Genomic DNA, 22,221 nt, shown 5'->3' on the forward strand with positions numbered 1-22,221 from the left:
CTCCCCGCGGCCGAGGCCGGGGGGCGGGGCGCGGGGGGGCGGGCCCCCCCCCCCCCCCCCCCCCGCCCCCCCCCCCCCCCCCCCCCCCCCCCCCCCCGGAGGTGCGCCGCCCCCGTCCCCACGGTGCGGCGCGGGCGGGCCGTCGTCATCCGCTGGGGCGACGGCCCACGTCTGTCAGGACCCGGGCGCGTGCGCGTCCAGGCCGAGTGCGGGAAGGACGGCGCCCTCCACGAAGCGGACCAGGAAGGTCTCGTCCGCCACGGCCCCCTCCAGCAGGGGTCGGGCGCGCATCACGCCGAGCAGCTGGGCCGGGACGAACTCCGTGGCGGGGTTGTCCGCCGCCACTTCGCCACGCTCCACGCCGCGCCTGACCATGGCGTCCAGCGCCGCCAGCTCCGGCAGGATCAGCGCCTCGCGCAGCGCGCACAGCAGCTCGGGGCTCTGTAGCGCGGCATGGCTCAGGGCCAGCATCAGCGTGGTGTCGCGCCCCGAACCCTCACCGATGGCCTTGGCCGCCGCGCGCAGATCTCCCGCCAGGGTGCCCGTGTCGATCCTCGGCAGCAGCCCGCGCCGGGTGCCGTGCAGGGCGGCGACGACCAGTTCCGGCTTGGAGCCCCACTGCCGGTAGAGCGTGGATTTGCCGCAGCGCGACCGGGAGGCGACGCCCTCCATGGTGAGCGACTCGTAGCCGCTCTCCCTGAGCATGTCGAGCACTGCCGTGTAGAGCTCCTGGGCCCGCTCCGGCGTGATCTTCGAGCGGCGTGGCGCGGTGGCCGTCTCCTGCTCGGTTTCCTGCGACGACATGCGCGTTCCCTCTCTGCGACTCTGCGACGAGGTCCATCGATACGCCAGTGTACCGATACGCGAGTGTTCCGATACGCTCCCGTATCGGTACACTGGCGTATCGATACGGCATGGGCTGGTCCATGCCGCCGTAACACCGCTTCGTCAGCAAAGGGGCACCGGGTGATGTTCGCCGGTATCAGGCCCGCAGATCAGGAGCCGGACAGCGCTGCCCGACCGCCCCTCGTCCGCGAGCTTCTTCTCGTCGCAGGACTCTTCGTGATCTACAAGTTCGGCCGCCAGGCGGCCAACGGTCACGTCGATGAGGCGTTCCACAACGCCGGACACGTCTGGGACCTCGAACGCGCGGCACACCTGCCCGGCGAGGGAGCCGTACAAGGGCTGCTGCTCCACAACGAGACACTGATCCACCTGGCGAACACCTACTACGCCACCGTGCACTTCCCGGCCACCCTGCTCTTCCTCGGCTGGCTGTACTGGCGCCGTCCGCACCACTACGTCTGGTCGCGCCGCATCCTCGCCGTCCTCACCGGCGCCGCACTCGCCCTGCACCTGGTCTTCCCGCTCGCCCCGCCCCGGCTGCTCGCCGCGACCGGCCTCGTGGACACCGGGCAGGTGTACGGGCCCACGGTCTACGGGTCGACGCCCGCCACCGACTCGATGGCGAACCAGTTCGCGGCGATGCCCTCACTGCACTTCGGCTGGGCGGTCATGGTCGGCGTCGGCCTCGTCGTCGCCACCCGATCGCGGTGGCGCCGGCTGTGGCTGCTGCACCCGGCGATCACCCTGTTCGTCATAGTCGGCACCGCCAACCACTACTGGCTCGACTCGATCGTGGTCGCCGCACTGCTCTCGGTGGCCTTCGCCGCCCTGCGCCTGCCGCGCACGGAGCCGGTCCGGCCCCACATCCCCTGGCCGGCCACCGCCGCCGGCCCGTACGCCGTCCCCGCGGGGGCGATCGGCCGCTCCTCGTCCTACGCCGCGTCCAGAGCCGGACGATGAACGCCACCCTGATCGCCGTCGCGCTGTCCCTCGTCTCCGCCGCCGCGTACGCGTCGGCCGCGGTCGCCCAGGCACGGCTCGCCGGACGCACCGCACCCGGCACCGGAACGCTCCGGCTCCTCGCGCGCGGGGCGTGGTGGTCGTCCGTCGGGCTGAACGCCGGCGGCGCGCTGCTGCACGTCGCCGCGCTCAAGTACGGCCCGCTCACCCTCGTCCAGCCGCTCGGCGCCCTCACCCTGGTCGCCGCCGTCCCGCTGGGCGCCCGCGCGGCCGGCCGCCGCGTCTCCACGACCGAGTGGCGCGGCACCCTCCTCACCCTGCTCGGCCTCGGCGCCCTGCTGACGGCCTCGGGAGGCTCCGCCCCGCACGAGACCCTCAGCCTGGTCGAGGCACTGGCGGTGGGCGCCGGAACCATGGCGGTCGTCGCCGGCCTCAGCCGCCCGGGCGCCCGCCCGGGACTGCGGCACGCGGCGGCCTCCGGCATCACCTCCGGCGTCGCCTCCGCGCTCACCCAGACGCTCACGGTCGCCGTCACCGACCACACCACGGGCCCGCTGTTCAGCTGGCGCCTGGTCGTCGTCGCGACCCTCGTCTCGGCGTTCGCGATGGGCGGGCTGCTGCTCTCCCAGACGGCCTACCGAGGCGGCCTCGGCGCACCGCTCGCCGTGGTCACCCTCGCCAACCCCGTCGCGGCGGCGGCCATCGGCCTCGCCCTGCTGGGGGAGCGCCTCCAGGGCGGCACGATCAGCCTGTTCGCGGCGCTGCTGGGCGCGGCCGCCGCGACCCGCGGAGTGTTCCTGCTCAGCCGCGCCCAGGCCGGGGCGGCGCCCGTCGCCGCGCCGGTGCCCGCCGCGCCCGAACCGGGTGTCCCCGTACCGTCGAGGGTGGTCATCAGGAGTCCCCGCGCCCTCCGCCCGGAACACGGGCACCTGCGCAGGATCAGGGCCGGCCGGTCCTGAGGCGTGCGGCGAAAACCCCGGGCACGGAGTGCAGGCCGCCGCCCCGAGCGCCGCGGCCGGCCCGGTTACTGCGGCCGTGGCGGCGCCGCCGGGACGCCGCCATCGGCCAGCGCGCGGGTCAGCCAGCCGATCCAGAAGCTCTCCAGATCGATGCCTCCCCGCAGCACCAGATGCCGCAGCCGGTCCTCCGCAGCGGTGCGCTCCGGCGGGAAGTCCCGCTCCTCGATCTCCAGATACTCCGCGAGCTGCCGCCTGTGCAGGGCGAGATGACGGCGCAGCTCCGCGTCGAGACCGGGCGCCCCGACGACCGCCGCCGCCCGCATCCGCAGCAGCAGCGGGTCCCGGACCTGCCTCGGGTCCTCCGGGCGGCCCACCCACGCGGACAGTTCCTCGCGGCCCGCCGGCAGTACCTCGTACTCCTTCTTCTGCCCCCGGGCCGGCTGCGCCGGTACGAGCGCCCTGATCTGCCCGGCCCGCTCCAGCTTTCCCAGCTCACGGTAGATCTGCTGGTGGGTGGCCGACCAGAAGTAGCCGATCGACCGGTCGAACCTGCGGGTCAGCTCCAGCCCCGACGAAGGCTTTTCGAGGAGGGCGGTGAGGATCGCGTGCGGGAGTGACATGGGGTGCATCCTAGAGACGGCCGGCCGGCTGCCCGGCCTGCCCCGGGGCGCCCGGTCAGAGCGAGGCGGCGAGTTCGGTGCCCTGGCGGATCGCCCTCTTGGCGTCCAGCTCGGCCGCGACGTCCGCGCCGCCGATGAGATGCGCCGGACGGCCCGCGGCGAGCAGCTCCTCGTACAGGTCGCGGCGGGGCTCCTGGCCGGCGCAGAGCACGATCGTGTCGACCGGCAGCAGGTGCCGCTCACCGTCGACCGTCATGTGCAGGCCCTCGTCGTCGATCCGGTCGTAGCCGACTCCCGCGAGCATCGTGACGCCGCGGTGGCGGAGCTCGGTGCGGTGGATCCAGCCCGTCGTCTTCCCGAGGCCCGCGCCGACCTTGCTCGCCTTGCGCTGGAGCAGATGGACCGTGCGCGGAGCCTTCGGGCGCTCGGCGGTGCCCAGGCCGCCCCGCTCCCGGTACTCGGTGTCGACGCCCCACTGCCGGAAGAACGCCTCCGGGTCCAGACTCGCCGCGTCCCCGCCGTCCGTCAGGAACTCGGCCACGTCGAAACCGATCCCGCCCGCCCCGACGAGCGCGACCCGGTCGCCCACCGGCGCCCCGTGGCGCAGGACGTCGAGGTAGCTGACCACGCTGGGGTGGTCCACGCCCGGGATCGCGGGCGTGCGCGGGGTGACCCCGGTGGCCAGGACGACCTCGTCGAAGCCGTCGAGCTGTTCCGCGGTCGCCGTGGTGCCGAGCCGGAGCCCGACCTCCTCCTCCGCGAGCCGGGTACGGAAGTAGCGCAGCGTCTCGTTGAACTCCTCCTTGCCCGGCACCCGGCGCGCCACGTTGAGCTGGCCGCCGATCTCGTCCGCCGCGTCGAACAGCGTCACCGCGTGTCCGCGCTCGGCCGCCGTCACGGCACAGGCGAGCCCTGCCGGACCGGCACCGACGACCGCGACCCGCTTACGCGTGCGCGTCGGCGACAAGGTGAGTTCCGTCTCGTGGCACGCCCTCGGATTGACCAGGCAGGAGGTGACCTTGCCGCTGAAGATGTGGTCCAGACAGGCCTGGTTGCAGCCGATGCAGGTGTTGATCGCGTCCGCGCGGCCCTCGCTCGCCTTCACGACGAAGTCCGGGTCCGCCAGGAACGGCCGGGCCATCGACACCATGTCCGCGCGCCCCGCCGCCAGGATCTCCTCCGCGACCTCCGGGGTGTTGATCCGGTTGCTCGTCACCAACGGTACGGAGACGGCGCCGCGCACCTTCTGGGTCACCCAGGTGAAGGCGCCGCGCGGCACCGACGTCGCGATGGTCGGGATACGGGCCTCGTGCCAGCCGATGCCGGTGTTGATGATCGTCGCACCGGCCGCCTCGATCTCCCGGGCGAGGTGCACGACCTCCTCCAGCGACGACCCGCCGGGCACCAGGTCCAGCATCGAGAGCCGGTAGATCAGGATGAAGTCGCTCCCGACCCGCTCACGGACCCTGCGCACGATCTCGACGGGGAAGCGGATGCGGTTCTCGTACGAGCCGCCCCAGCGGTCGTCGCGGTGATTGGTCGCGGCGGCGATGAACTCATTGATCAGGTAGCCCTCGGAGCCCATGATCTCTACGCCGTCGTAACCCGCGCGCTGCGCCAGCGCGGCCGCCGTGACGAAGTCCTCAATCGTCGACTCGACCTCGTCCTCGCTCAGCGCGTGCGGCGTGAACGCGCTGATGGGCGCCTGGACGGCACTCGGCGCCACCAGTCCCGGATGGTGCGCGTAACGCCCGAAGTGCAGGATCTGCATGGCGATCCGGCCGCCCGCCTCGTGCACCGCCGAGGTCACCCGGGCATGCTGCGCGGCCTCCGCCTCCGTGGTCATCTTGGCGCCGCCGGGGAACGTGCAGCCCGCGTCGTTCGGCGCGATGCCGCCGGTGACCATCAGGCCCACACCGCCCCGGGCGCGGGCGGCGTAGAACGCGGCCATGCGCTCGAAGCCGTGCTCGACCTCTTCCAGGCCGATGTGCATCGACCCCATCAGGACCCGGTTCGGGAGGGTGGTGAACCCGAGGTCGAGCGGGCTCAGCAGATGCGGGTACGGGCTCATGCGGCGGCTCCTCGCGCAGTGTCGTCGCACCAGTTCTAGAGCACCGGGACGCCCTTGTGCAACAAGTTGCATAATGACGTACGCCGCACTGTGTCACGAGTCACGTGCCCTCCGGCGGTGCCCCGGACGGCGTAACAACGTGACCCCTCGGGACGCGGCGGCGCCGAGAGTGGACCCGTACCGCACCTGAGGTCCGTCAGTCCGCGGCGGGCCCCGAAACCTCCCCGGAGAACCTCATGGGCAGCGTGAACCGTCGTGACCTCGGCCTGCTTCTCCTGCGTGTCGGGACCGGCGCGGTGCTGGCCGCGCACGGCAGCCAGAAACTGGCCGGCTGGTTCGGCGGCGGAGGCATCGAGGGCACCACCGCGGCGATGGAGGCGATGGGCTTCCACCCGCCGAAGCACAGCGCCGTCGCGGCGGGACTCGGCGAGGCCGGCGGCGGCGTCCTGCTGGCCCTGGGCCTCGCCACCCCGGCGGCCGGAGCGGCGGCGGCCGGCGCGATGGCGGGAGCCGTGGCCGTCCACGCGCCCGCCGGCTTCTTCGCGCAGGGCGGCGGTTACGAGTACCCGGCCTTCCTCGGGTTCACCGCCGCGGCGATCGGGCTCACCGGCCCCGGCCGCTACTCCGTGGACCAGGCCACCTGTCATGTGTTCAACCGGCCCTGGACGGTGGCTCTGGCCTTCGCGGGCGGCGCGGTCGCGGCGGCCGCCGTCGTCGGCAGGCGGGCCAAGGGGCAGGTGCCGGCGCCGGCCGACCCCGGCCTCGAAGAGTTCTGATCCGGCGGGGCGCCCGATCCGGCAGGCCTGCCTGCCGGGTCAGTTCGACGGTCTGCCGCGGCCGCCCTTCGCCGCCGCGACGAGTGCGGGCACCGTGGCCAGTCTGACCCTCGGGCGGCCCTGCTCGCGGCCGCCCGCCAGCTCTGCCCGTTCGATGGCCGCCAGCCCGCGGGCGTCGACGACATCGCGGCCGCGGCTCCGGGCGAGGCGGTGGAACGCCCTGGCCGGGGGAGCGGGGGAGGGCAGCACGCCCGCGACGGCGTCCGCCAGGAGGCTGCCCACGGTCTCGGCGGCGCAGGTGCGATTGGCCCCGATGCCGCCCGACGGGCCCCGCTTGATCCAGCCGACGACGTACGTCGCCGGCAGGCCCGTCACCCGGCCGCCCTCGTGCGGCACCGTCCCGGTCGTCTCGTCGAAGGGCAGCCCCGGCACCGGCAGACCGCGGTATCCGATCGCCCGCAGGAACAGGCCCGCCGGTATCTCCCGCTGGTGCCCGGCGCACGTCACCCGCACGGCCTCGACGTGGTCCCGGCCGAGCACTTCCACCGGGGCCGTGTGGAAGCGGAAGACGATGCGCCGTCCGGCGGCGGGGGAGAGCGACCGGCCGGCCGCCTCCCGGGGCACGCCCTGGAAGAGCGCGGCCTTCTCGCCCGGCGCGGCGCTGTCGATCGCCGTGCCGGTCCTCGGATCGCTGTCGTCGACGACCAGCTCCACACCCGGCAGATGCTTGAGGGCGAGCAGCTCGGAGGCGGTGCAGGCCGTGTGTTCCGGGCCGCGCCGCCCCAGCAGCACCACCTCGCGTACCTGTGAGTCCCGCAGGGCCGCCAGCGCGTGACCGGCGATGTCCGTGCCGGCCAGGGCGGCCGGATCCGTGACGAGGATGCGCGCGACGTCGAGCGCGACGTTGCCGTTCCCGGCGACGACCACCCGGTCCGCCGTCAGGGCGACGGTCTCCGGGGGCGTTTCCGGGTGGGCGTTGTACCAGGACACGAACGAGGTGGCCGAGATGCTGCCCGGCAGGTCCTCACCCGGAATGCCGAGCCGCCGCGCGGTGGAGGCGCCGACCGCGTAGATCACCGCGTCGTGGTGCGCGGCGAGCTCCTGCGCGGTGATGTCCCGGCCGACCTCGACGCCCAGGGTCATCCGTACCCGGGGGTGCGCGTGGAAGCGCGCGAAGGTCTCGCCCGCCTTCCTCGTCGCCGGGTGGTCGGGCGCGACGCCGTACCGGACGAGGCCGCCCGCCACCGGCAGCCGGTCCACCAGTGTGACCTCGGCGTTGGTGTGCAGCAGCAGGTCCTCCGCGGCGTACATCCCGGCCGGCCCGGTGCCCACGACCGCCACCCGGATCGGCGCGAAGTCGGACGGCAGGCTGCGCGGGAACGCGGGCTCGGCCCAGGCGTGGAAGTTCGGTCCGGCGACCGGCTCCGGCTCCCGGTCCTCGAAGTAGGCGGCGTTGATCGCGGCGTACTCCTGGTGCGCCCCGAAGAGGCTGTCCACCGGGACGACGGCGTCGACCGGGCAGGCATCCGCGCAGGCGCCGCAGTCTATGCAGGTCGCCGGATCGACGTAGAGCATCTCGGTGCTGCCGAAGTCCGGTTCCCGCGGGGTCGGGTGAATGCAGTTGACGGGGCACACGGCGACGCAGGTGGCATCGCTGCAACAGGTCTGGGTGATGGCGTAGGTCATCTCGTCATCTCGTCGGCTCGGTCGGTGGGGCGCGCGGATCGGATCAGATCAGGGAGGCGCGCTTGTAGAAGAAGAGCGCGGGCCCCGTGAGGAGCCTGGCCGAGGCGAGGAACTCCATCAGGCCCGAACAGCTGGAACGCATCAGCGACTTGTGGTGCTCGTTGGTCGCGGCCTCGCTGCGGGCGCGCTCGCTGTCGAGTCCGGCGTTGGCGTAGACGTCCCGGTTCACCATGCTGGTGACGATGTAGTACGAGGCGATCGCGACCACGAGGGAGTTGATGTGCCGGCGCACCGGACCCGCGTTCCGCAGGCGCCTGCGGGTCTCGTCGCGGGCGAACTTCATGTGCCGTGACTCCTCGACCACATGGATGTTGTTGATGGTGCGGACGAAGGGTGCGACCCGTTCGTCCCGCATCCAGTCGCGCTGCATGACGTCGAGAACCTCCTCGGCGACCAGGATCGCGGCGTAGGCGGCCTCTCCGAACGCAAGTGTCTTGAAGGCCCTGCCCAGTTCGACCACCGCGCGGTGCGGCCGGTAGGCCGGGGCGCCGAGCTTCGCCGCGCCCCTGGCGAACATGATGGAGTGCCGGCACTCGTCGGCCACCTCGGTGAGCGCCCACTGGAACCGCAGGTCGGTGGGGTCCTTCGCGTACATGTCCCGCAGAACCATCTGCTGCAGGATCATCTCGAACCAGATGCCCGTGCTGGCGACGGACGCGGCCTCCTGGCGGGTCAGCGCCTTGCGCTGGACCTCGGTCAACTCCCGCCAGTACGGGGTCCCGTAGAGCGTGCTCCACTCGGGGCTCGCGCCGTGGTGGTCCGGGTCCAGCGGGGTCTCCCAGTCCACCTCGGCGGCCGGGTCGTACGACAGCTTCGCTGCCGAGTCGAGCAGACGCCGGGCGACGTCCTGCCCGGCGGCCCGGTCCTGGTTCTGGTCCTCCGGCCGAACAGTGCTGCTTGCCATGCTGCGGCTCCTTGAATCGAGAGGGATCGATCCGACGGCGCCCGGTGTGCTGCCTCACCCCTGCCCCCTCGATGGGGCAGCCGGCCACCGAACACCGACCTCGCTTATTAGACGTGGCGTCTAGCAAGCTGTTGGACGGAAGGTATAACAAGAGCGGGCGGCGGCCTACCCCCTCGCGTCACATTCGTACGGTCTCTCCACGGGGCGCCAGCGTCACGGCCGCAACTCCGCCGGGCGGGACGGGCGTCGGGCCGGTCGTCGGGGTGGGGTGCGTCGCTTCCGCCGCACGCGGGGTGCCGGATTGTTCGCGGTACACATCATCTGAGCGAAATGCACCCGTTCAGGTGAATCGACATGGATTTTTCATGCAGGGGTGATCGGCGGCCGGATAGTAAAGGGGCGGCCGGAGTTCCCGTTCGGGAGTTCGCAGCCAGGAGTTCAGGTTCTGAATTCCTGGCGGGGCCGGTAAGTGCGGTGACCGATCGTTCGTATATTCCTTCTGGCCGCCGGCATGGTTCGGTCAGAAGAAAGGTGGCTGGGCTGTGCGTGTAGAGGCGACCAATCGGGTCAGGCTTGTTTTCTCGCTGCTCGACGCCAACGGAAATGGTGTTCTCGATGCCGAGGACTTCGACATCATGGCGCGTCGTGTCGTCGAGGTGGCACCCGATTCCGACGATGCGGCGAAGGGTGCGATGGTGGCCGCCTTCCGGCGGTACTGGTCGACCCTGAGCACCGAACTCGACGCCGACGGTGATGGGATGATCACCTTCGACGAGTACGCGGCATGCGTGCTGTCACCTGAGCGTTTCGACGCGACGATCGGCGACTTCGCCGAGTCGCTCGCCGCGCTGGGCGACCCGGACGGTGACGGTCTCATCGAGCGGCCCCTCTTCATGGCGCTGATGATCGCGATCGGTTTCGAGCGCCCGAACATCGATGCTCTCTTCGACGCCTTCGAGCCCTCGGATTCCGACCGCATCGAGGTGATGTCCTGGGTGGTCGGTATCAAGGACTTCTACAGTCCGGAAAAGGCCGGAATCCCTGGCGACCACCTCGTCGGGAGCGTGGAGGTCTGAAATTGGGAATCCTTGTCCGGCCGGGATCGGAATTGTCATTCCGATTCCTCGCTGTTCGTGGTCTCCATACGCCTCAGGAGGGCGCGTGACCGGCACGGAGTATCGGAGCAACGGAATCGAAGGGACGGAAGGCGTGAACGGGTGGGAATGGTGAACGGGGTGGGGACGGTCGAAGAGATGGGAGAAACCGGCGGGACGGAAGAAGCCGGCGGGGCGGGAGAAACGGGCGGGGTGGACGGAGGCGTCGGCCTGACCGCCCTTCTGGTCGCCGCGGCCCGTGCGATCGAGACCCATCGCCAGGACCCTCTGGCCCGGGACGTCTTCGCGGAACACTTCGTGCTCGCCGCACCGGCGTGCGCGAGCTGGCCGGTGCGCCTTCAGCAGGTTCCCGACGGCGACGCGAACCCGCTCTGGGGGCGGTTCGCGCGCTACTTCGGGCTGCGGACGAGGGTCCTCGACGACTTCCTCCTCCGGTCGGTGGAGGCGGGCGCCCGCCAAGTGGTGCTGCTGGGGGCCGGGTTGGACTCCCGCGCGTTCCGGCTCGACTGGCCGCCCGGCTGTGCGATCTTCGAGGTCGACAGAGACGGCGTGCTGGCCTTCAAACACGAGGTGCTCGACGGGCTCTCCGCCGAACCGAAGGCGGCCCGCGTACCGGTCCCGGTCGATCTGCGCGCCGACTGGGCAGGAGCACTGACCGACGCCGGATTCGACGCGGCCGCACCCAGTGTCTGGCTGGCCGAAGGGCTGTTGTTCTACCTGCCCGACGCCGCCGAGACGAGCCTCATCGAGACGGTGGACCGGTTGAGCGCGGGAGGAAGCGCCCTCGCGTTCGAGGTCAAACTCGACAAGGACCTGCTGGAATACCGCGACAGTCCCCTCTACACCTCGACCACCGAGCAGATCGGCATCGACCTGCTCAGCCTGTTCGACAGGGGGCCGAGGCCGGACTCCGCCGGACATCTGACCGGCAAGGGCTGGTCGACATCGGTCCACACCCCCTTCGACTTCACCCGCCACCACGGACGCGGCCCGTTGCCGGAGGCCAACGACGCGCTCGCGGGCAACCGGTGGGTGTTCGCGAACAAGCCCCGTCCATGACCCTGCCAACCCTGCCGACGGGGCGGCCCGGCCCGTCCCGTCGGCAGGCCCCTTCCGTCCGCCCGTTACGGAATCAGCACCGGCTTGACCACGCGGCCCGCCTCGCAGTCGCGCTCGGCCTCGTTGATGTCGGCGAGCGGGTACGTGCGGATCAGCTCATCGAAGGGGAACCGGCCCGCCTGCCACAGCCCGGTCAGCCTCGGGACCAACAGCCGCGGCACCGCATCCCCCTCACAGATGTGCGAGATGCGCCTGCCCCGGTCGAGTGAGCCGGGTTCGATGGGCAGCGTGGTGCGCAGCCGTGCCACCAGCCCGAGATGACCGGTCGGGCGCAGCGCCCGGAGCGCGTCGTTGATCAGCGGTGCGGAGCCCGTGGTGTCCAGTGCGTACTGGACGCCACCGCCGGTCAGGGCCCGGATCCGGTCGGCAAGGCCGGCCGGTGCGGCACGCAACGGGATCGCACCGAACCGCTCGGCGAGTGCCAGCCGTTCGGGAAACCGGTCGACGGCCACGGTCACCGCACCGGCGGCCGTCGCCGCCATCACCGCGGCCAGGCCCACCGCCCCCGCACCGAACACCGCCAGGGTGTCCCCGGGACCTGCGCCGAAGGAGTTGAGGACGGCTCCGGCGCCGGTCAGGAAGCCGCAGCCCAGGGGCCCGAGCAGCTCGACGGGCAGCGAGGGATCGACGCGCACGGCGTTGCGGGCCCGGACCATCGCGTACGCGGCGAACGACGACTGGCCGAACCAGCGCGGGGCCAGCCCGCCGCCGGCAGCGTCCCTGAACCGTGCCGTGTGCTCCGTCCGGCCGCCGAAGAGATTGAGCGAGGCGAAGGAGTCGCAGTAGGCGGGGGCGCCGATCAGACACGTCGGGCAGCGCCCGCAGGAGTCGAAGCCCAGCACGACGTGATCGCCGGGGTTCAGCCCGGTGTCCGGGCCACCCGTCTCCACCACCACCCCGGCCCCCTCGTGGCCGAGCACCGCCGGCAGCGGTGAACGGCCCGCCGAGTGCCGCACCGCGAGGTCGGTCCGGCACATTCCGCAGCCCGCGATCCTGACCAGCACCTCGCCCTCGGCGGGCCCCGTGTCCAGGACGACCTCCTCGACGGCGAACGGCCCCTCGTACTCGCGCAGTACCGCCGCGTCGAACCTCATCCTCACCCTTCCAGGGGACGGTGCACGACGAACGGTCTGAGGTTCCCGTAGAGCCCCCACGGCCCGCCCGCGACGCCGACACCGCTCTCCTTGATGCCCGCGAAGGGCTGGGCGAGGGACAGTTCCGCGTGGTGGTTGATCCACGCCGTGCCGCACTCAAGCCGGCCGGCGACGGCCTCGGCCCGGTCGAGGTCCGTTCCCCACACCGAGCCGCCCAGCCCGAAACGGGTGCTGTTGGCCGCCTCGACCGCCTCGTCGAGGTGCCCGTACGGCAGTACCGGCAGCACGGGACCGAACTGCTCCTCCGTCACCACGGCACTGCTCGGCGGAACACCGGTCAGGATCGTCGGAGCGAAGAAGTATCCCGGCCGGTCCAGCCGGTGACCACCGCAGACGGCTCGGGCCCCGTCCGACACGGCCTGGGCCGTGCAGTGCTCGATCCGGGCCAGCTGCGGGGCGTTGTTCACCGGCCCCAGCCGCGTGTCCGGGTTCAGTCCCGCTCCGACCACCACGCTCTTCGCGTAGTGCGCGAGGGCCTCGACCACGCGTGAGTGCAGCCGGGCCGGGGCGTAGACGCGTTTGACCGCCATGCAGACCTGCCCGCAGTTGCGGAACGCCGCCCAGAACAGCCGTTCCGCGATCCGTTCCACATCCACGTCGTCCAGCAGGATCGCCGCGTCGTTGCCGCCCAGCTCCAGCGTGACCCGGGCGAGTGAGGCCGCCGCGCCCTCGGCGACCGCCCGGCCGGTGGGAACGGAACCGGTGAAGGTGACATGGCGGATCCCCGGATGGGACGCGAGGCGGGCGCCGAGCGGTTCGCGGCCCGTGACGGTCGTCAGCACGTCCTCGGGCAGGGCGGCGGAGACCACGGACACCAGCAGCCTGGTGGCGAGAGGTGTGAACGGGGACGGCTTCAGCACCACCGTGTTGCCCGCGGCGAGCGCCGGAGCGAACTTCGCCGACGCGAGCTGGAGGGGAAAGTTCCACGGGACGATCGCGGCGACCGGCCCGAGCGGCCGCCAGCGGATCTCGCTGTGCACCGGACGGCCGTCCCTGATGGGGCGGGGCCCGGGAGCGGCCCTTGCGAAGTAGCGCAGGCGGGCCGCCGTGCGGGCCAGCTCCGCGTACGACTCGGCGAGGGGTTTGCCCTGCTCACGAGTGAGGAGCGGCGCGAGTCCGGGCGCGGCCGACTCCACGGCGTCGGCCGCCGCGAGGAGTGCCGCGGCGCGGGCGGCGGGGTCGGCCCGCCAGCCGCGCCAGGCCTCCTCCGCCCGGCCGACGACGCCGTCCAGCTCGTCCGGCCGCTGGTCGGGGGAGTCGTCGAAGGCCTCGCCCGTCGCCGGATCGACGACGGCGAAACGCCCGCCCCCGGCTCCGGGCCAGCGGCGGGGCCGGCAGTTCGGCATCCGGGCGGTCAGCTCGCGGTGGCGGCAGCGGTGGCGGCGTGCTCCCGGGCATGCCGGTCCATCTCGGCCCGGAAGGCGGCCACCAACGACGGCCGAATCCGACCGGTGTTGCGGTCCCCTCCCTCGCAGACCGCCCCGCGCACCCCCACGATGTCGGTGCCGATACGGGTCAGCGCCCCGAGGTCTGCCGCCTTGACGCTGCCGGCGAGGGCGGCGAGCAGGCCCGCCCCGTGGGCCAGCCGGACGAACTCCGCGCAGACCTCGGGCGGTACGTGGTCGAACAGCCGCGTACCGTCCTTGATCGCCGTGTCGAGCATGGCCGCGTCGGAGCCGGAGCGACGGGCGATGTCGGGCAGCGCCAGCGGATTGACGCAGCCGATCCGGTGTGCGTCGGCATACCCCGAGGCGACGACGAACGCGTCCGGCCGGTAGTCCTTCACCGCGCGGACGACCCCGCGCATAACCTCGACGGCCTGCTCGGGCGTCGTGCATCCGTAGAGTCCGACCTTGATGTAGGTGGCCCCGGAGACGACCGCGCCGAGCGCGGCCTGGGCCACGGTGCCGGGCTTGTACGGGACGTCCCCCACGGTGGCGGAGACCGGCTTGTCCGCCGGGACCGCGTCGCGGATCTCCCTGATGACCCACGGGAAGTTCGCGCCGAGCGATCCCTCGTCGGGTTTCTTGACATCGACGATGTCGAGGTGTTCCGCCGCCTTCGCGCAGTCGAGGGCCTCGTCGACGCCGTCCGGGGAGATGAGAAGCAACAAGGTGAATTCCTTCCACCGCAAATCCGCCTGCCGGGGCAGGGGTGCGGAGCCGCTCGGATCACTGCCGTTCGCTCATCATGGCGGCGGGCCGTGGTCATCGGCAGGGCGCGCGGGGTCGGAACGGGGCACTGCCCCGACCCCGTCACACGTCGCACTCCGCCGTACACGCCGGTTCGCGTGCGCAGGGCATGCGCCGTACGGCCACCGGCCACCGACAGCCACAACCGGCCACCGACGGCGGTGGCCACGGGGCGGCCACGGATGGGCAGCGGCCGTTCGGCCCGCTACGGGGTGCGGTCCGCGCGCAGCGCCCGGAGCAGCCAGGACCGGTCAGGCAGCAGACCTGGCAGCACCTGCCAGCCGTTGACCGCCCACACCAGCCGCCAGTACCGCTCCATGCGCGGATCGCCTGTCGCCTCCAGCTGCTGGATCATCCGGGGCGCCACCTCCGCCCCGGGGATATGCGGGTACGCCTGTACGAACAGCTGGACGATGCCCTGGACGGTCGGCCCGGCTTCAGGGCCGAGCGGGTCTATGCCCGCTTCCCGCGCTGCGGTGACCAGTTCGCGAACGGGCTCGGGCACCTCGCCCCGCAGACCTGGTTCCGTGTGCTCGGTCCGCTGCTCAGCGGTCCTGCGCAGGTGGTCGCGGAAGTCCTCGTCGTCGATGAGTTCGTTGAGCTCCACCCACGCGCGGATCTGCTCGGGGGAGGGGTCGTCCGGAAGGTCGGGTGCAGCCGCGCGCACCATGGCGGCGAGTTCGAGGTGGGCGTGTTCCGTACCGAAGGTGGCGCCGATGAAGTCGTCGATCAGCCGTCGGCGTTCGGCTGCGGTCAGGCGGGTGAGCTTGTGCATGAGACTGGCCTCCTCGGGACCGGAGCCGTGGACGGCCACGGCTCGCAGGACACTGCGCCGCAGCCGCAACGTCCGGATCTGGAGATCCACGGCATCGGCGTGGACCGCCGCCACCTCCGCCACCGAGACCTTGCGGTCCAGCACCTGCCGGATGGTGGCGAGGTCCATGCCCAGCTCCCGCAACGTGCGTACGAGGTCCAGGCGGAGCAGTGCGTCGAGGCCGTAGAGCCGGTATCCGGCGGGGCTGCGGGCGGCGAGCGGCACCACCCCCGAGTCGGAGTAGAACCGGATCGTCTTCACCGACAGACCGGTGAGCCGGGCAACTTCCCCGATCGGGTGGAGGGTCGCGTCGTTCATGCCCCTCATCCTGACGTCTCCCCCGACTGGAGACTCAAGGCCGGTCGCCGCGGAACGGCGGCGGACGGCCCCCGGCCGGCACCGGGCTCCCGCGCCCGGAGCGCCTCACGGCGTGCTCCCCGCCCCCGGCACCACACGCATACCCAGGCCCCGCACCCGGTAGATGCACGTGTCGTCGCCCCACAGGGCGGCGTCGGCCACGGCATAGGGACCCCGCGCGTCCGTGCCGCTCGCCACGATGTCCATGTCCACCCGGATCAGCCGGTTCGACGGGGTGATCTGGCCCCGGTACGTCCAGGCCGTCTCGTGACCGGGCAGCACCGGCTCGAACCCGGGGGCGGGGACGCCGTCGGCCGCGCCGCGTTCGAGCAGGTGGTACTGGAGGAGCTGGCACATGGCCTCGATGCCCAACGAGCCCGGCTGGACCGGGTCCTGGAAGAAGTGGGCCCGGAAGAACCAGGCGTCGGCGCGCACGTCCTTCTCCGACCGCAGCCGGCCGAGCCCCGCGCTTCCCCCGTCCGGCCAGTAACCCGTGATCCGGTCCAGCATCAGCAGCATCGGGCCCGGCAGACGCGGCTCCCCGGCGCAGTAGCGGGCAGGGCGGACGGTCAGATCGACGGTCTGGCCGCAGGGCTCGCCGAGCCGGGCCCGCTCGTCCGCCGAAGTCGGCAGGCCCTGCTGGTCGTCGAAGGCCGAACGCGGGAAGTAGCCGAAGACCGTGGTGAGTTCGTAGACCGGTACGTCGTCGGCCGTGCACTCCACCCGGAAGGACTCGATGATCATGTCGCCGCTGCGCGAGACGCGCGTCAGCTCGGCCCTGGTGCGGATGGTACGGGTCGCCGGAGTGACCTCGCCGGTGACCGTTCCCGATCCGTCGAGGTTGCGGAACAACAGGTCCGTTTCGCTGGTCAGCGCGCTGCCCACGTACGAGGCAAGCCACCCGCAGGGCTGCAGGGCGATCTCCAGCAGGACGGCGAACGGCATGGCGCGGCCGCCGCTCTCCTCGAAGTACCAGGCTCGGTCCGGCACGTCGTACTCGGCGACGACGACACTGCCCTCCCGCATTCCGGCCTGCGGCCCGTCCACCGACACGATCCGGCTCATGAAGTGGTACGGCGGGCCGGGGAGCCGGGCCACCCTGCGGGTGCCGTCGAACGGCTCGTACATGGCGCCGAACGCCTCGCTCGGCCGGCCCCAGGCGCAGGCCAGCAGCGAGGCGTGGTCGAAGGGGAAACCGTCGGCCGCCACAGCCACCGGCTTCTCCTCCCGGTGCCCGGCCGTCCCGGCGAGCCGCGCCAGGGGCACCGGGGCGCCACCGGTCTGCACGGTGGGCGGGCCCGAATGCCGCCAGTGCGACAGCGGCCAGTCGGGGACCAGCCGGAGCGCCATGCCGCGGCCCAGGAACGCCTTCGTCCCGTCCACCGAGCCGAGGACATCCGCGTGCAGCGTCGGCACCGGTCCGCCGGAGACGCCGGTGACGAACAGTTCGTAGACGACCCGTCGGCCCTCCGGGGTCGCCTGGCCCCGGCACATCGCACTGGAGGGGTGTTCGGTGACCGGTTCGAAGCGCCAGCCGTCCCGGTCGATCGTGAAGCCCATGGCCGTCAGGTAGAACGCCATCGCCTGGAGGCCGCCCTGGAGCATCAGAGTGCCCGGCATACAGGGATCGTTCTTGAAATGCCCGGTGAAGAACCAGTCGTCGGGCGAGAGCGCGGTCTCGGCGCGCAGATACCCGCGCCCCCACGGTCCTCCGGCCGGGTCGAACGCGACGACCTCGTCCAGCAGCCGCAGGCGGCTCACGTCCAGCGTGGGCGTGCGTACGTGGGCAGCCGTCGACTCCCAGCCGGGCCCGAAGCAGTCCGCCGGGCGCCCCTGCGCCAGGGCCAGCAACCGGTCCGGGCCGAAGCGGGTCAGCTCGCAGCGCACGGCCGGCGGGTCGAGCGGCAGGCCGTCAGCGGGCACGTGCTCGGCGGGGTTCCAGCGGACACCGCCGCTGCCGGCGAGCTCCGCCGGGGTGAAGAACCCGGCCTGGCCCTCGCGGACGCTGAGCCGCAGTTCGCCGTCCACGTAACAGTCGTAGTGGAAGAACGCCAGCCGCACACCGTCGGCCTCCGCGTGGCCGTCGACATCAATCTCGAAGCACAGGGTGTCGCCCGCCTCGGGCGGGGTGCCGTGGAACGTCACCTCGCAGCCGAGCAGCCGGTAGGCGCGCTCGCCCCGGTTGAGTAGGTCGACGCCCAGCCAGCTGAGCAGGAGCAGATCGGCCTGGCCCGCCTCGATCAGTACGCCGGCGGGCATGCGCCCCGTGGAGTCCAGGTACCAGCCGGCGGGCAGGACGTCGGTCTCCGTCCAGATCGTCCCGTCGGTGCGCACCGCACCCGTCATCGTCAGCGCCGCGGGCACCGCGTCGATGCCGGTGACCCGGTCGGCGAACAGCATGGGCGGTCCGGGCATCCGGGTCTGAACCGCGTATCCGTCCTGTTCGGCGAAGCGCGGACCGAACAGGACGGAGATCTCGCGGGAGGCGAGGTGCTCCAGCTGGGCGCGGTCGAACTTCGGCCCCGGCCTGAGGTCTCTCGCCGGGACCGGGCCCGGCTCGGTGGGCCCGGGGTCTCTGGCTGGGATCGAGCCGGCTTCGCGGGGCCCGGTTGCCGGTCTGCCGGCGGCGGTCAGTGCCTGGACGGCGAGTGCCGACACCCGCAGGAACCGCTGATGGGCCTCGGTGTGCGCGGCCATCACCTCCTGGTGCAGCTCGGCGACGTGAAGCGCGTGCCGGGCGGCCACGGCCCCGGCTCCCGCCGTACGTGCCGCACGCGCACGGAAGGCTGCGGGGGAGGAGGGCGCGGGTACGGCGATGCCGGGCCCGGTGGGGGAAGGGCCGGGCAGGACGGGGCTCCGGTCCGGTACGGGGGCCAGCTCGGGCGCCCGGGGCAGAACGGTCACGGCACGCTCCAGGGGAGGCAGGCACGGGATCGGGGGTACGGCGATGGTGACGGCGGGGCCGGGCGGCGCGAGCCGGCCCGAGGCCTCGGCGAGCTGGGCGAACAGCGCGTCGGCCCGCACCGGAACTCCGGCGACGACGAGTTCGCCGACCGCGAGGCACAGCTGCCGCAGCCCGGTGTCCTCGGACGCGTCCAGCGCGACGGCCACATGCTCCCGGCCGCCGAGCACCCGCTTGATCCAGCCGGTGCACAGCCGCCGTGGCCCGTGCTCCACGAACACCCGGACGCCGTCCGCCCACGCCCGCTCGACCGTGGCCGCGAAGTCGATCGTGTCGAGCCCCTGGGCGGTGATCGCCTCGGCGGCCCGCTCCTCCGTCGGCCGGTACGCCCGCCCGGTGGCCCCGCTGTAGAACCGCACCCCGGGCACCTCGACCGTGGGACGGCGGTGGACCTCGCGCCACACCTCCGCGACCTCGGCCAACTCCGGTGCGTGGGCCGCCAGGTCGTAGTCCAGCTCGATCGCCCGGTCGGCGCCGATCCTGGCCACGGCCGCCGCACACGCCCCGGACTCGCCGCCGATGACGCAGACACCGGGCGCGTTCACCGCCATCAGGTGGACCGAGGCGTCCGCCGCGATCTGCGCGCGGACGGCCTCCAGCGGTGCTCCGACGAGATAGCTCGACCACCGCGAGCCCTGGATTCCCCGCTGCCGCCAGTAGCGCCGTACCGCCCGCAGCTCACCTGTGAGTTCGGTCGTGAACAGACCACTGTCCCGGACGGCCTCGAACAGCCCGGAGGAGTCCGGCCAGGCCCCCAGCGCGACCAGCGCCGTCGACTCGCCCGAGGAGTACCCGAGCGCGGCGTCCGGCCGCAGCCCGAGCAGGTCGCGGCTGAGAACGGTGTGGGAGACCGCCAGTTCGGCGGCGGCCCAGATCTGCCCGAGGACACCCGGCTCCGGCCGGGACCGCAGCCGGGCGGTCATCTCGTGGTGCCCCTCCCGTACCGCCTCGCCCAGCGACGGCAGGGCGAGCATCAGTTCATGGCCCATCCCCGGGTACGCGGCCGAGCCGTTCGTGTAGACGAAGGCGGTCTGCCCGCCGACCGGACCGTCCCGGTACAGCAGGTCGGCGGGGCGGACCCCGCCCTCCGCCAGCCAGCGGCGGGCGGCTTCCCTGCGGCCGGCCGGCACGGTGTCCCCGTCGGCGACGAGCGCGAGGCGGGCCGGGCCGGCCGAGGAACGCGTACCGGAGTCCAGCGCGGCCAGCACCTCCTGACGATCGGCCCCGGAGAAGACGTGCAGGCGCGGAGCCGTACCCCGCAGCCACGGCAGGACGTCCTCCGCGCGCAGCCGTACGCTCGCGGCCGGCCCCTCCAGCGGCAGCGCCACCGCCAGCGCCGTCCGGGCGAAGGCACCGGCATCCGCGGGCCCGCCGGGACGGGGCACCGCGCGGTGCTGGAGGGAGAGCGCCGCGACCGCGACGGAGACCAGCCCGGACGCGGCATGGGCGCGCCCGAAGACCGACGACGGGTCGAACACCGCGTCCGGGCCGTCCCCGATGATCATGTCGGGTTCCCCGGCGGCACCTTCATCCAGCAGGGCCACGACGGTGTCGCCGTCCCTGCGCGCGGAAGCCAGGGGCTTGAGGACCAGGACGACGGCCGCGTCCCCGGGCTCGTCCCGGTGGCCGAGCTCCCGCAGGGCAGCCCGGTGGACCACCTCGCAGGACAGGTCGGTGGCACCGACGAGAGCGGCGTCGGCCTCACCCGACCGGATGGCCCGCGCCGCGAGCTCCAGTGCGACCAGCCCGGACGCCTCCTCGGCGGACACCGTGAATCCGGGTCCCGCCAGGTCCAGTTGGGTGCTGATGCGGTTCGCCGCGAGGTTCGGCATGCTGCCCACCACCCCTTCCGACGTCATCGGCGCAGTGAACGCCCCCCGGGCGGAATCCGCCGAAGGGCCGGTGACGTGCACGCCCGACCGCTCCAGCCAGAACGGCACCCGCCAGCGGGCACCCGCGCGGGCCACCTGGGGGTCCACTCCGGTTCCGATGACCACCATGGTCCGCTCGCGGGGCAGGCTCACCCCCCGTACGGCCTCCCGGGCGGCCTCCAGCACCAGGAGCTGATGGGGCACGGCCCGTTCCAGGGCCAGCGGCGGGAAGCACAGGTCCGTCAGTGCCACGGGGATCTCCGTGACGGGGCCGCGCCGTTCACCCCCCAGCACCGCCCGGCGCAGATCCTCGGCGGACGTACCCTCGCCGACCCTGGCGCCGACGGCCACGATCGCCACCGGTGCCCGTTCCGCCCTTGCGCCGTGTCCGGCCGCGGACACGGGAACGGCGTCCGGTGGGTCGACGATCAGGTGGGCGTTGGTACCGCCGAACCCGAAGGCGCTCACCGCGGCCCGCCGCTGCCCCGTCCACTCCTCCGCAGCGGTCAGCAGCCGCAACGGGGTACCCGCCAGCGCGTCCAGCGGCTGCTGCGCGCCGAGCGTCGCCGGACGGACCCCCGCGCGCATCGCGCCGAGCACCTTCAACAGCCCCGCCACGCCCGCCGAGGCCAGCAGGTGCCCGACGTTCGACTTCGCCGAACCGATCGGCACGTCGTCCGCCGCCCCGAAGACCCTGGCCATGCCGCGCGCCTCCACCGCGTCACCGACCGGAGTCCCCGTCGCATGGCACTCGACGAGCGACACCGACTCGGGAGGGACCCCCGCGACGTCGTACGCCAGCCGCATGGCCCGTACCTGGCCCTCCTCCGACGGGCTGATCAGGCCCGAACCACGCCCGTCGTTGGACAGCCCGACGCCGCGGATCACCCCGAGCACCGGCACACCGGCGGCGCGCGCCTCGGACAGCCGCATCAGCGCGACGAACCCGGCGCCCTCGCCGTGCACCAGCCCGTCCGCGTCCCGGTGGAACGGGCGGCTGCGCCCGGTGCGGCTGGTCGCGGACAGCCCGCAGAACCCCACGTGGAGGTAGAGCGGATCGGGGCGGCTCACCGCGCCGGCGACCATCAGGTCGGCCGTGCCGTCGTGCAGCCGGTCGCACGCCAGCTTGATCGCGTACAACGAGGACGCGCAGGCGGCGTCGAGGGACCACGCCCCGGCGCCGAGGCCGAGCGCCTGGGCGGCGATCCGGGCGGGCAGCCCGGAGGAGAAGCGGTTACGGGCGTCGGGGCGCGCACCGCTCAGCAGGGCGTCCCGGAGCGCGGGGCGCTGCGCCGACAGCCAGACGTGCTCGGCGAAGGCCGCCCCGGCGGGCGTGGGATACGACAGGTTCCCCAGCACCAGCCCCCCGCGCGGCAACGGGCCGGAGCGGCCCGCCTCGGTGAGCGCCTGCCGGACCCCGTACAGCACCCAGTGGAAGAGCGGGTCCAGCGAAGCGATCCGCTCCGGGGAGATCCGGAAGCCGCCCGGATCGAAGACCGATTCGAACCCTCGGACGTACCCGCCGACATCGGTCCAGGTGCGGTCGAGGTGGTCGTCCACCGAGCCCATGGCCCACTGGCGCGGCAGCCGCCACCGGTCCGAGGGGGCGGCCGACAGGCTCAGACGGCCGGCGGCGATGTTCTCCCAGAACGTGTCCGGATCCAGCGCACCGGGCAGCACGCAGCCCCGGCCGACGACGGCGATGGGTTCGACAGGCATGCGGGTCTCACTTCACTTCACGGCGGGGCGGAGGCC

15 protein-coding genes are annotated in these 22,221 nt (G+C 72.9%); 5 read left to right on the forward strand and 10 right to left on the reverse strand.

Going from position 1 to position 22,221, the window contains the following annotated elements; translation table 11 throughout:
* Positions 1-174 precede the first annotated feature (174 nt).
* The gene (locus ACGFU6_RS06140) at positions 175-804 is read right to left on the reverse strand and encodes a TetR/AcrR family transcriptional regulator (RefSeq protein WP_393608396.1); all 630 of its coding nucleotides are present in this window, start codon (positions 802-804) and stop codon (positions 175-177) included.
* Positions 805-969: 165 nt separating this feature from the next.
* Here ACGFU6_RS06140 and ACGFU6_RS06145 point away from each other — a divergent pair, with 165 nt between their 5' ends.
* Together ACGFU6_RS06145 and ACGFU6_RS06150 are read left to right on the forward strand one after the other, a co-directional pair.
* Positions 970-1,806 carry a phosphatase PAP2 family protein gene (locus tag ACGFU6_RS06145; RefSeq protein WP_393608397.1) on the forward strand — a complete coding sequence of 279 codons (837 nt, stop codon included), beginning with the start codon at positions 970-972 and terminating at the stop codon, positions 1,804-1,806.
* Positions 1,803-2,765 (forward strand): hypothetical protein, encoded by a 963-nt coding sequence (locus ACGFU6_RS06150; protein WP_393608399.1) that lies wholly within the window; start codon positions 1,803-1,805, stop codon positions 2,763-2,765. The genes ACGFU6_RS06145 and ACGFU6_RS06150 overlap by 4 nt, the downstream gene beginning before the upstream one ends.
* Positions 2,766-2,830: 65 nt before the next feature.
* Here the strand turns inward: ACGFU6_RS06150 and ACGFU6_RS06155 are convergent, their stop codons facing one another.
* Entirely contained in the window at positions 2,831-3,385 is a 555-nt protein-coding gene (locus ACGFU6_RS06155) for a PadR family transcriptional regulator (protein ID WP_393608400.1), read from the reverse strand.
* Positions 3,386-3,440: 55 nt separating this feature from the next.
* Positions 3,441-5,456: an FAD-dependent oxidoreductase gene (locus tag ACGFU6_RS06160; RefSeq protein WP_393608402.1), complete on the reverse strand. Its 2,016-nt coding sequence runs from the start codon at positions 5,454-5,456 to the stop codon at positions 3,441-3,443.
* A 236-nt stretch (positions 5,457-5,692) separates the two neighbouring features.
* Here ACGFU6_RS06160 and ACGFU6_RS06165 point away from each other — a divergent pair, with 236 nt between their 5' ends.
* Positions 5,693-6,232, forward strand: coding sequence for a DoxX family membrane protein (locus ACGFU6_RS06165; protein ID WP_393608403.1), 540 nt, complete (start codon positions 5,693-5,695; stop codon positions 6,230-6,232).
* A gap of 39 nt (positions 6,233-6,271) precedes the next feature.
* Here the strand turns inward: ACGFU6_RS06165 and ACGFU6_RS06170 are convergent, their stop codons facing one another.
* Both ACGFU6_RS06170 and ACGFU6_RS06175 read right to left on the reverse strand, forming a co-directional pair.
* Positions 6,272-7,918 carry an FAD-dependent oxidoreductase gene (locus ACGFU6_RS06170; protein ID WP_393608405.1) on the reverse strand — a complete coding sequence of 549 codons (1,647 nt, stop codon included), beginning with the start codon at positions 7,916-7,918 and terminating at the stop codon, positions 6,272-6,274.
* A gap of 43 nt (positions 7,919-7,961) precedes the next feature.
* Complete coding sequence (locus tag ACGFU6_RS06175) at positions 7,962-8,882, reverse strand: diiron oxygenase (RefSeq protein ID WP_393608406.1); 921 nt, start codon at positions 8,880-8,882, stop codon at positions 7,962-7,964.
* Between the two features lie 542 nt (positions 8,883-9,424).
* Here ACGFU6_RS06175 and ACGFU6_RS06180 point away from each other — a divergent pair.
* Both ACGFU6_RS06180 and ACGFU6_RS06185 read left to right on the forward strand, forming a co-directional pair.
* Positions 9,425-9,958 (forward strand): EF-hand domain-containing protein, encoded by a 534-nt coding sequence (locus ACGFU6_RS06180; protein WP_393608408.1) that lies wholly within the window; start codon positions 9,425-9,427, stop codon positions 9,956-9,958.
* Between the two features lie 177 nt (positions 9,959-10,135).
* On the forward strand, positions 10,136-11,056 hold the full coding sequence (locus ACGFU6_RS06185; protein ID WP_393608409.1) for a class I SAM-dependent methyltransferase: 921 nt from the start codon (positions 10,136-10,138) through the stop codon (positions 11,054-11,056).
* A 65-nt stretch (positions 11,057-11,121) separates the two neighbouring features.
* Here ACGFU6_RS06185 and ACGFU6_RS06190 read toward each other — a convergent pair whose 3' ends face one another.
* The 5 genes from ACGFU6_RS06190 to ACGFU6_RS06210 all read right to left on the reverse strand — a co-directional run bounded on the left by ACGFU6_RS06190 (position 11,122) and on the right by ACGFU6_RS06210 (position 22,185).
* Positions 11,122-12,210 (reverse strand): NAD(P)-dependent alcohol dehydrogenase, encoded by a 1,089-nt coding sequence (locus tag ACGFU6_RS06190; protein WP_393608410.1) that lies wholly within the window; start codon positions 12,208-12,210, stop codon positions 11,122-11,124.
* A 2-nt stretch (positions 12,211-12,212) separates the two neighbouring features.
* Positions 12,213-13,616, reverse strand: coding sequence for an aldehyde dehydrogenase family protein (locus tag ACGFU6_RS06195; protein ID WP_393608412.1), 1,404 nt, complete (start codon positions 13,614-13,616; stop codon positions 12,213-12,215).
* An 8-nt stretch (positions 13,617-13,624) separates the two neighbouring features.
* On the reverse strand, positions 13,625-14,383 hold the full coding sequence (locus tag ACGFU6_RS06200) for a (5-formylfuran-3-yl)methyl phosphate synthase (protein ID WP_393608413.1): 759 nt from the start codon (positions 14,381-14,383) through the stop codon (positions 13,625-13,627).
* Between the two features lie 284 nt (positions 14,384-14,667).
* Positions 14,668-15,594: a MerR family transcriptional regulator gene (locus ACGFU6_RS06205; protein WP_393608415.1), complete on the reverse strand. Its 927-nt coding sequence runs from the start codon at positions 15,592-15,594 to the stop codon at positions 14,668-14,670.
* A gap of 105 nt (positions 15,595-15,699) precedes the next feature.
* Positions 15,700-22,185, reverse strand: a complete 6,486-nt coding sequence (locus ACGFU6_RS06210; RefSeq protein WP_393608417.1) for a beta-ketoacyl synthase N-terminal-like domain-containing protein — start codon at positions 22,183-22,185, stop codon at positions 15,700-15,702.
* Between the last annotated feature and the right edge of the window lie 36 nt (positions 22,186-22,221).

It is taken from the genome of Streptomyces sp. NPDC048462, assembly GCF_043200175.1.
In the GTDB taxonomy this organism is placed as follows: domain Bacteria; phylum Actinomycetota; class Actinomycetes; order Streptomycetales; family Streptomycetaceae; genus Streptomyces.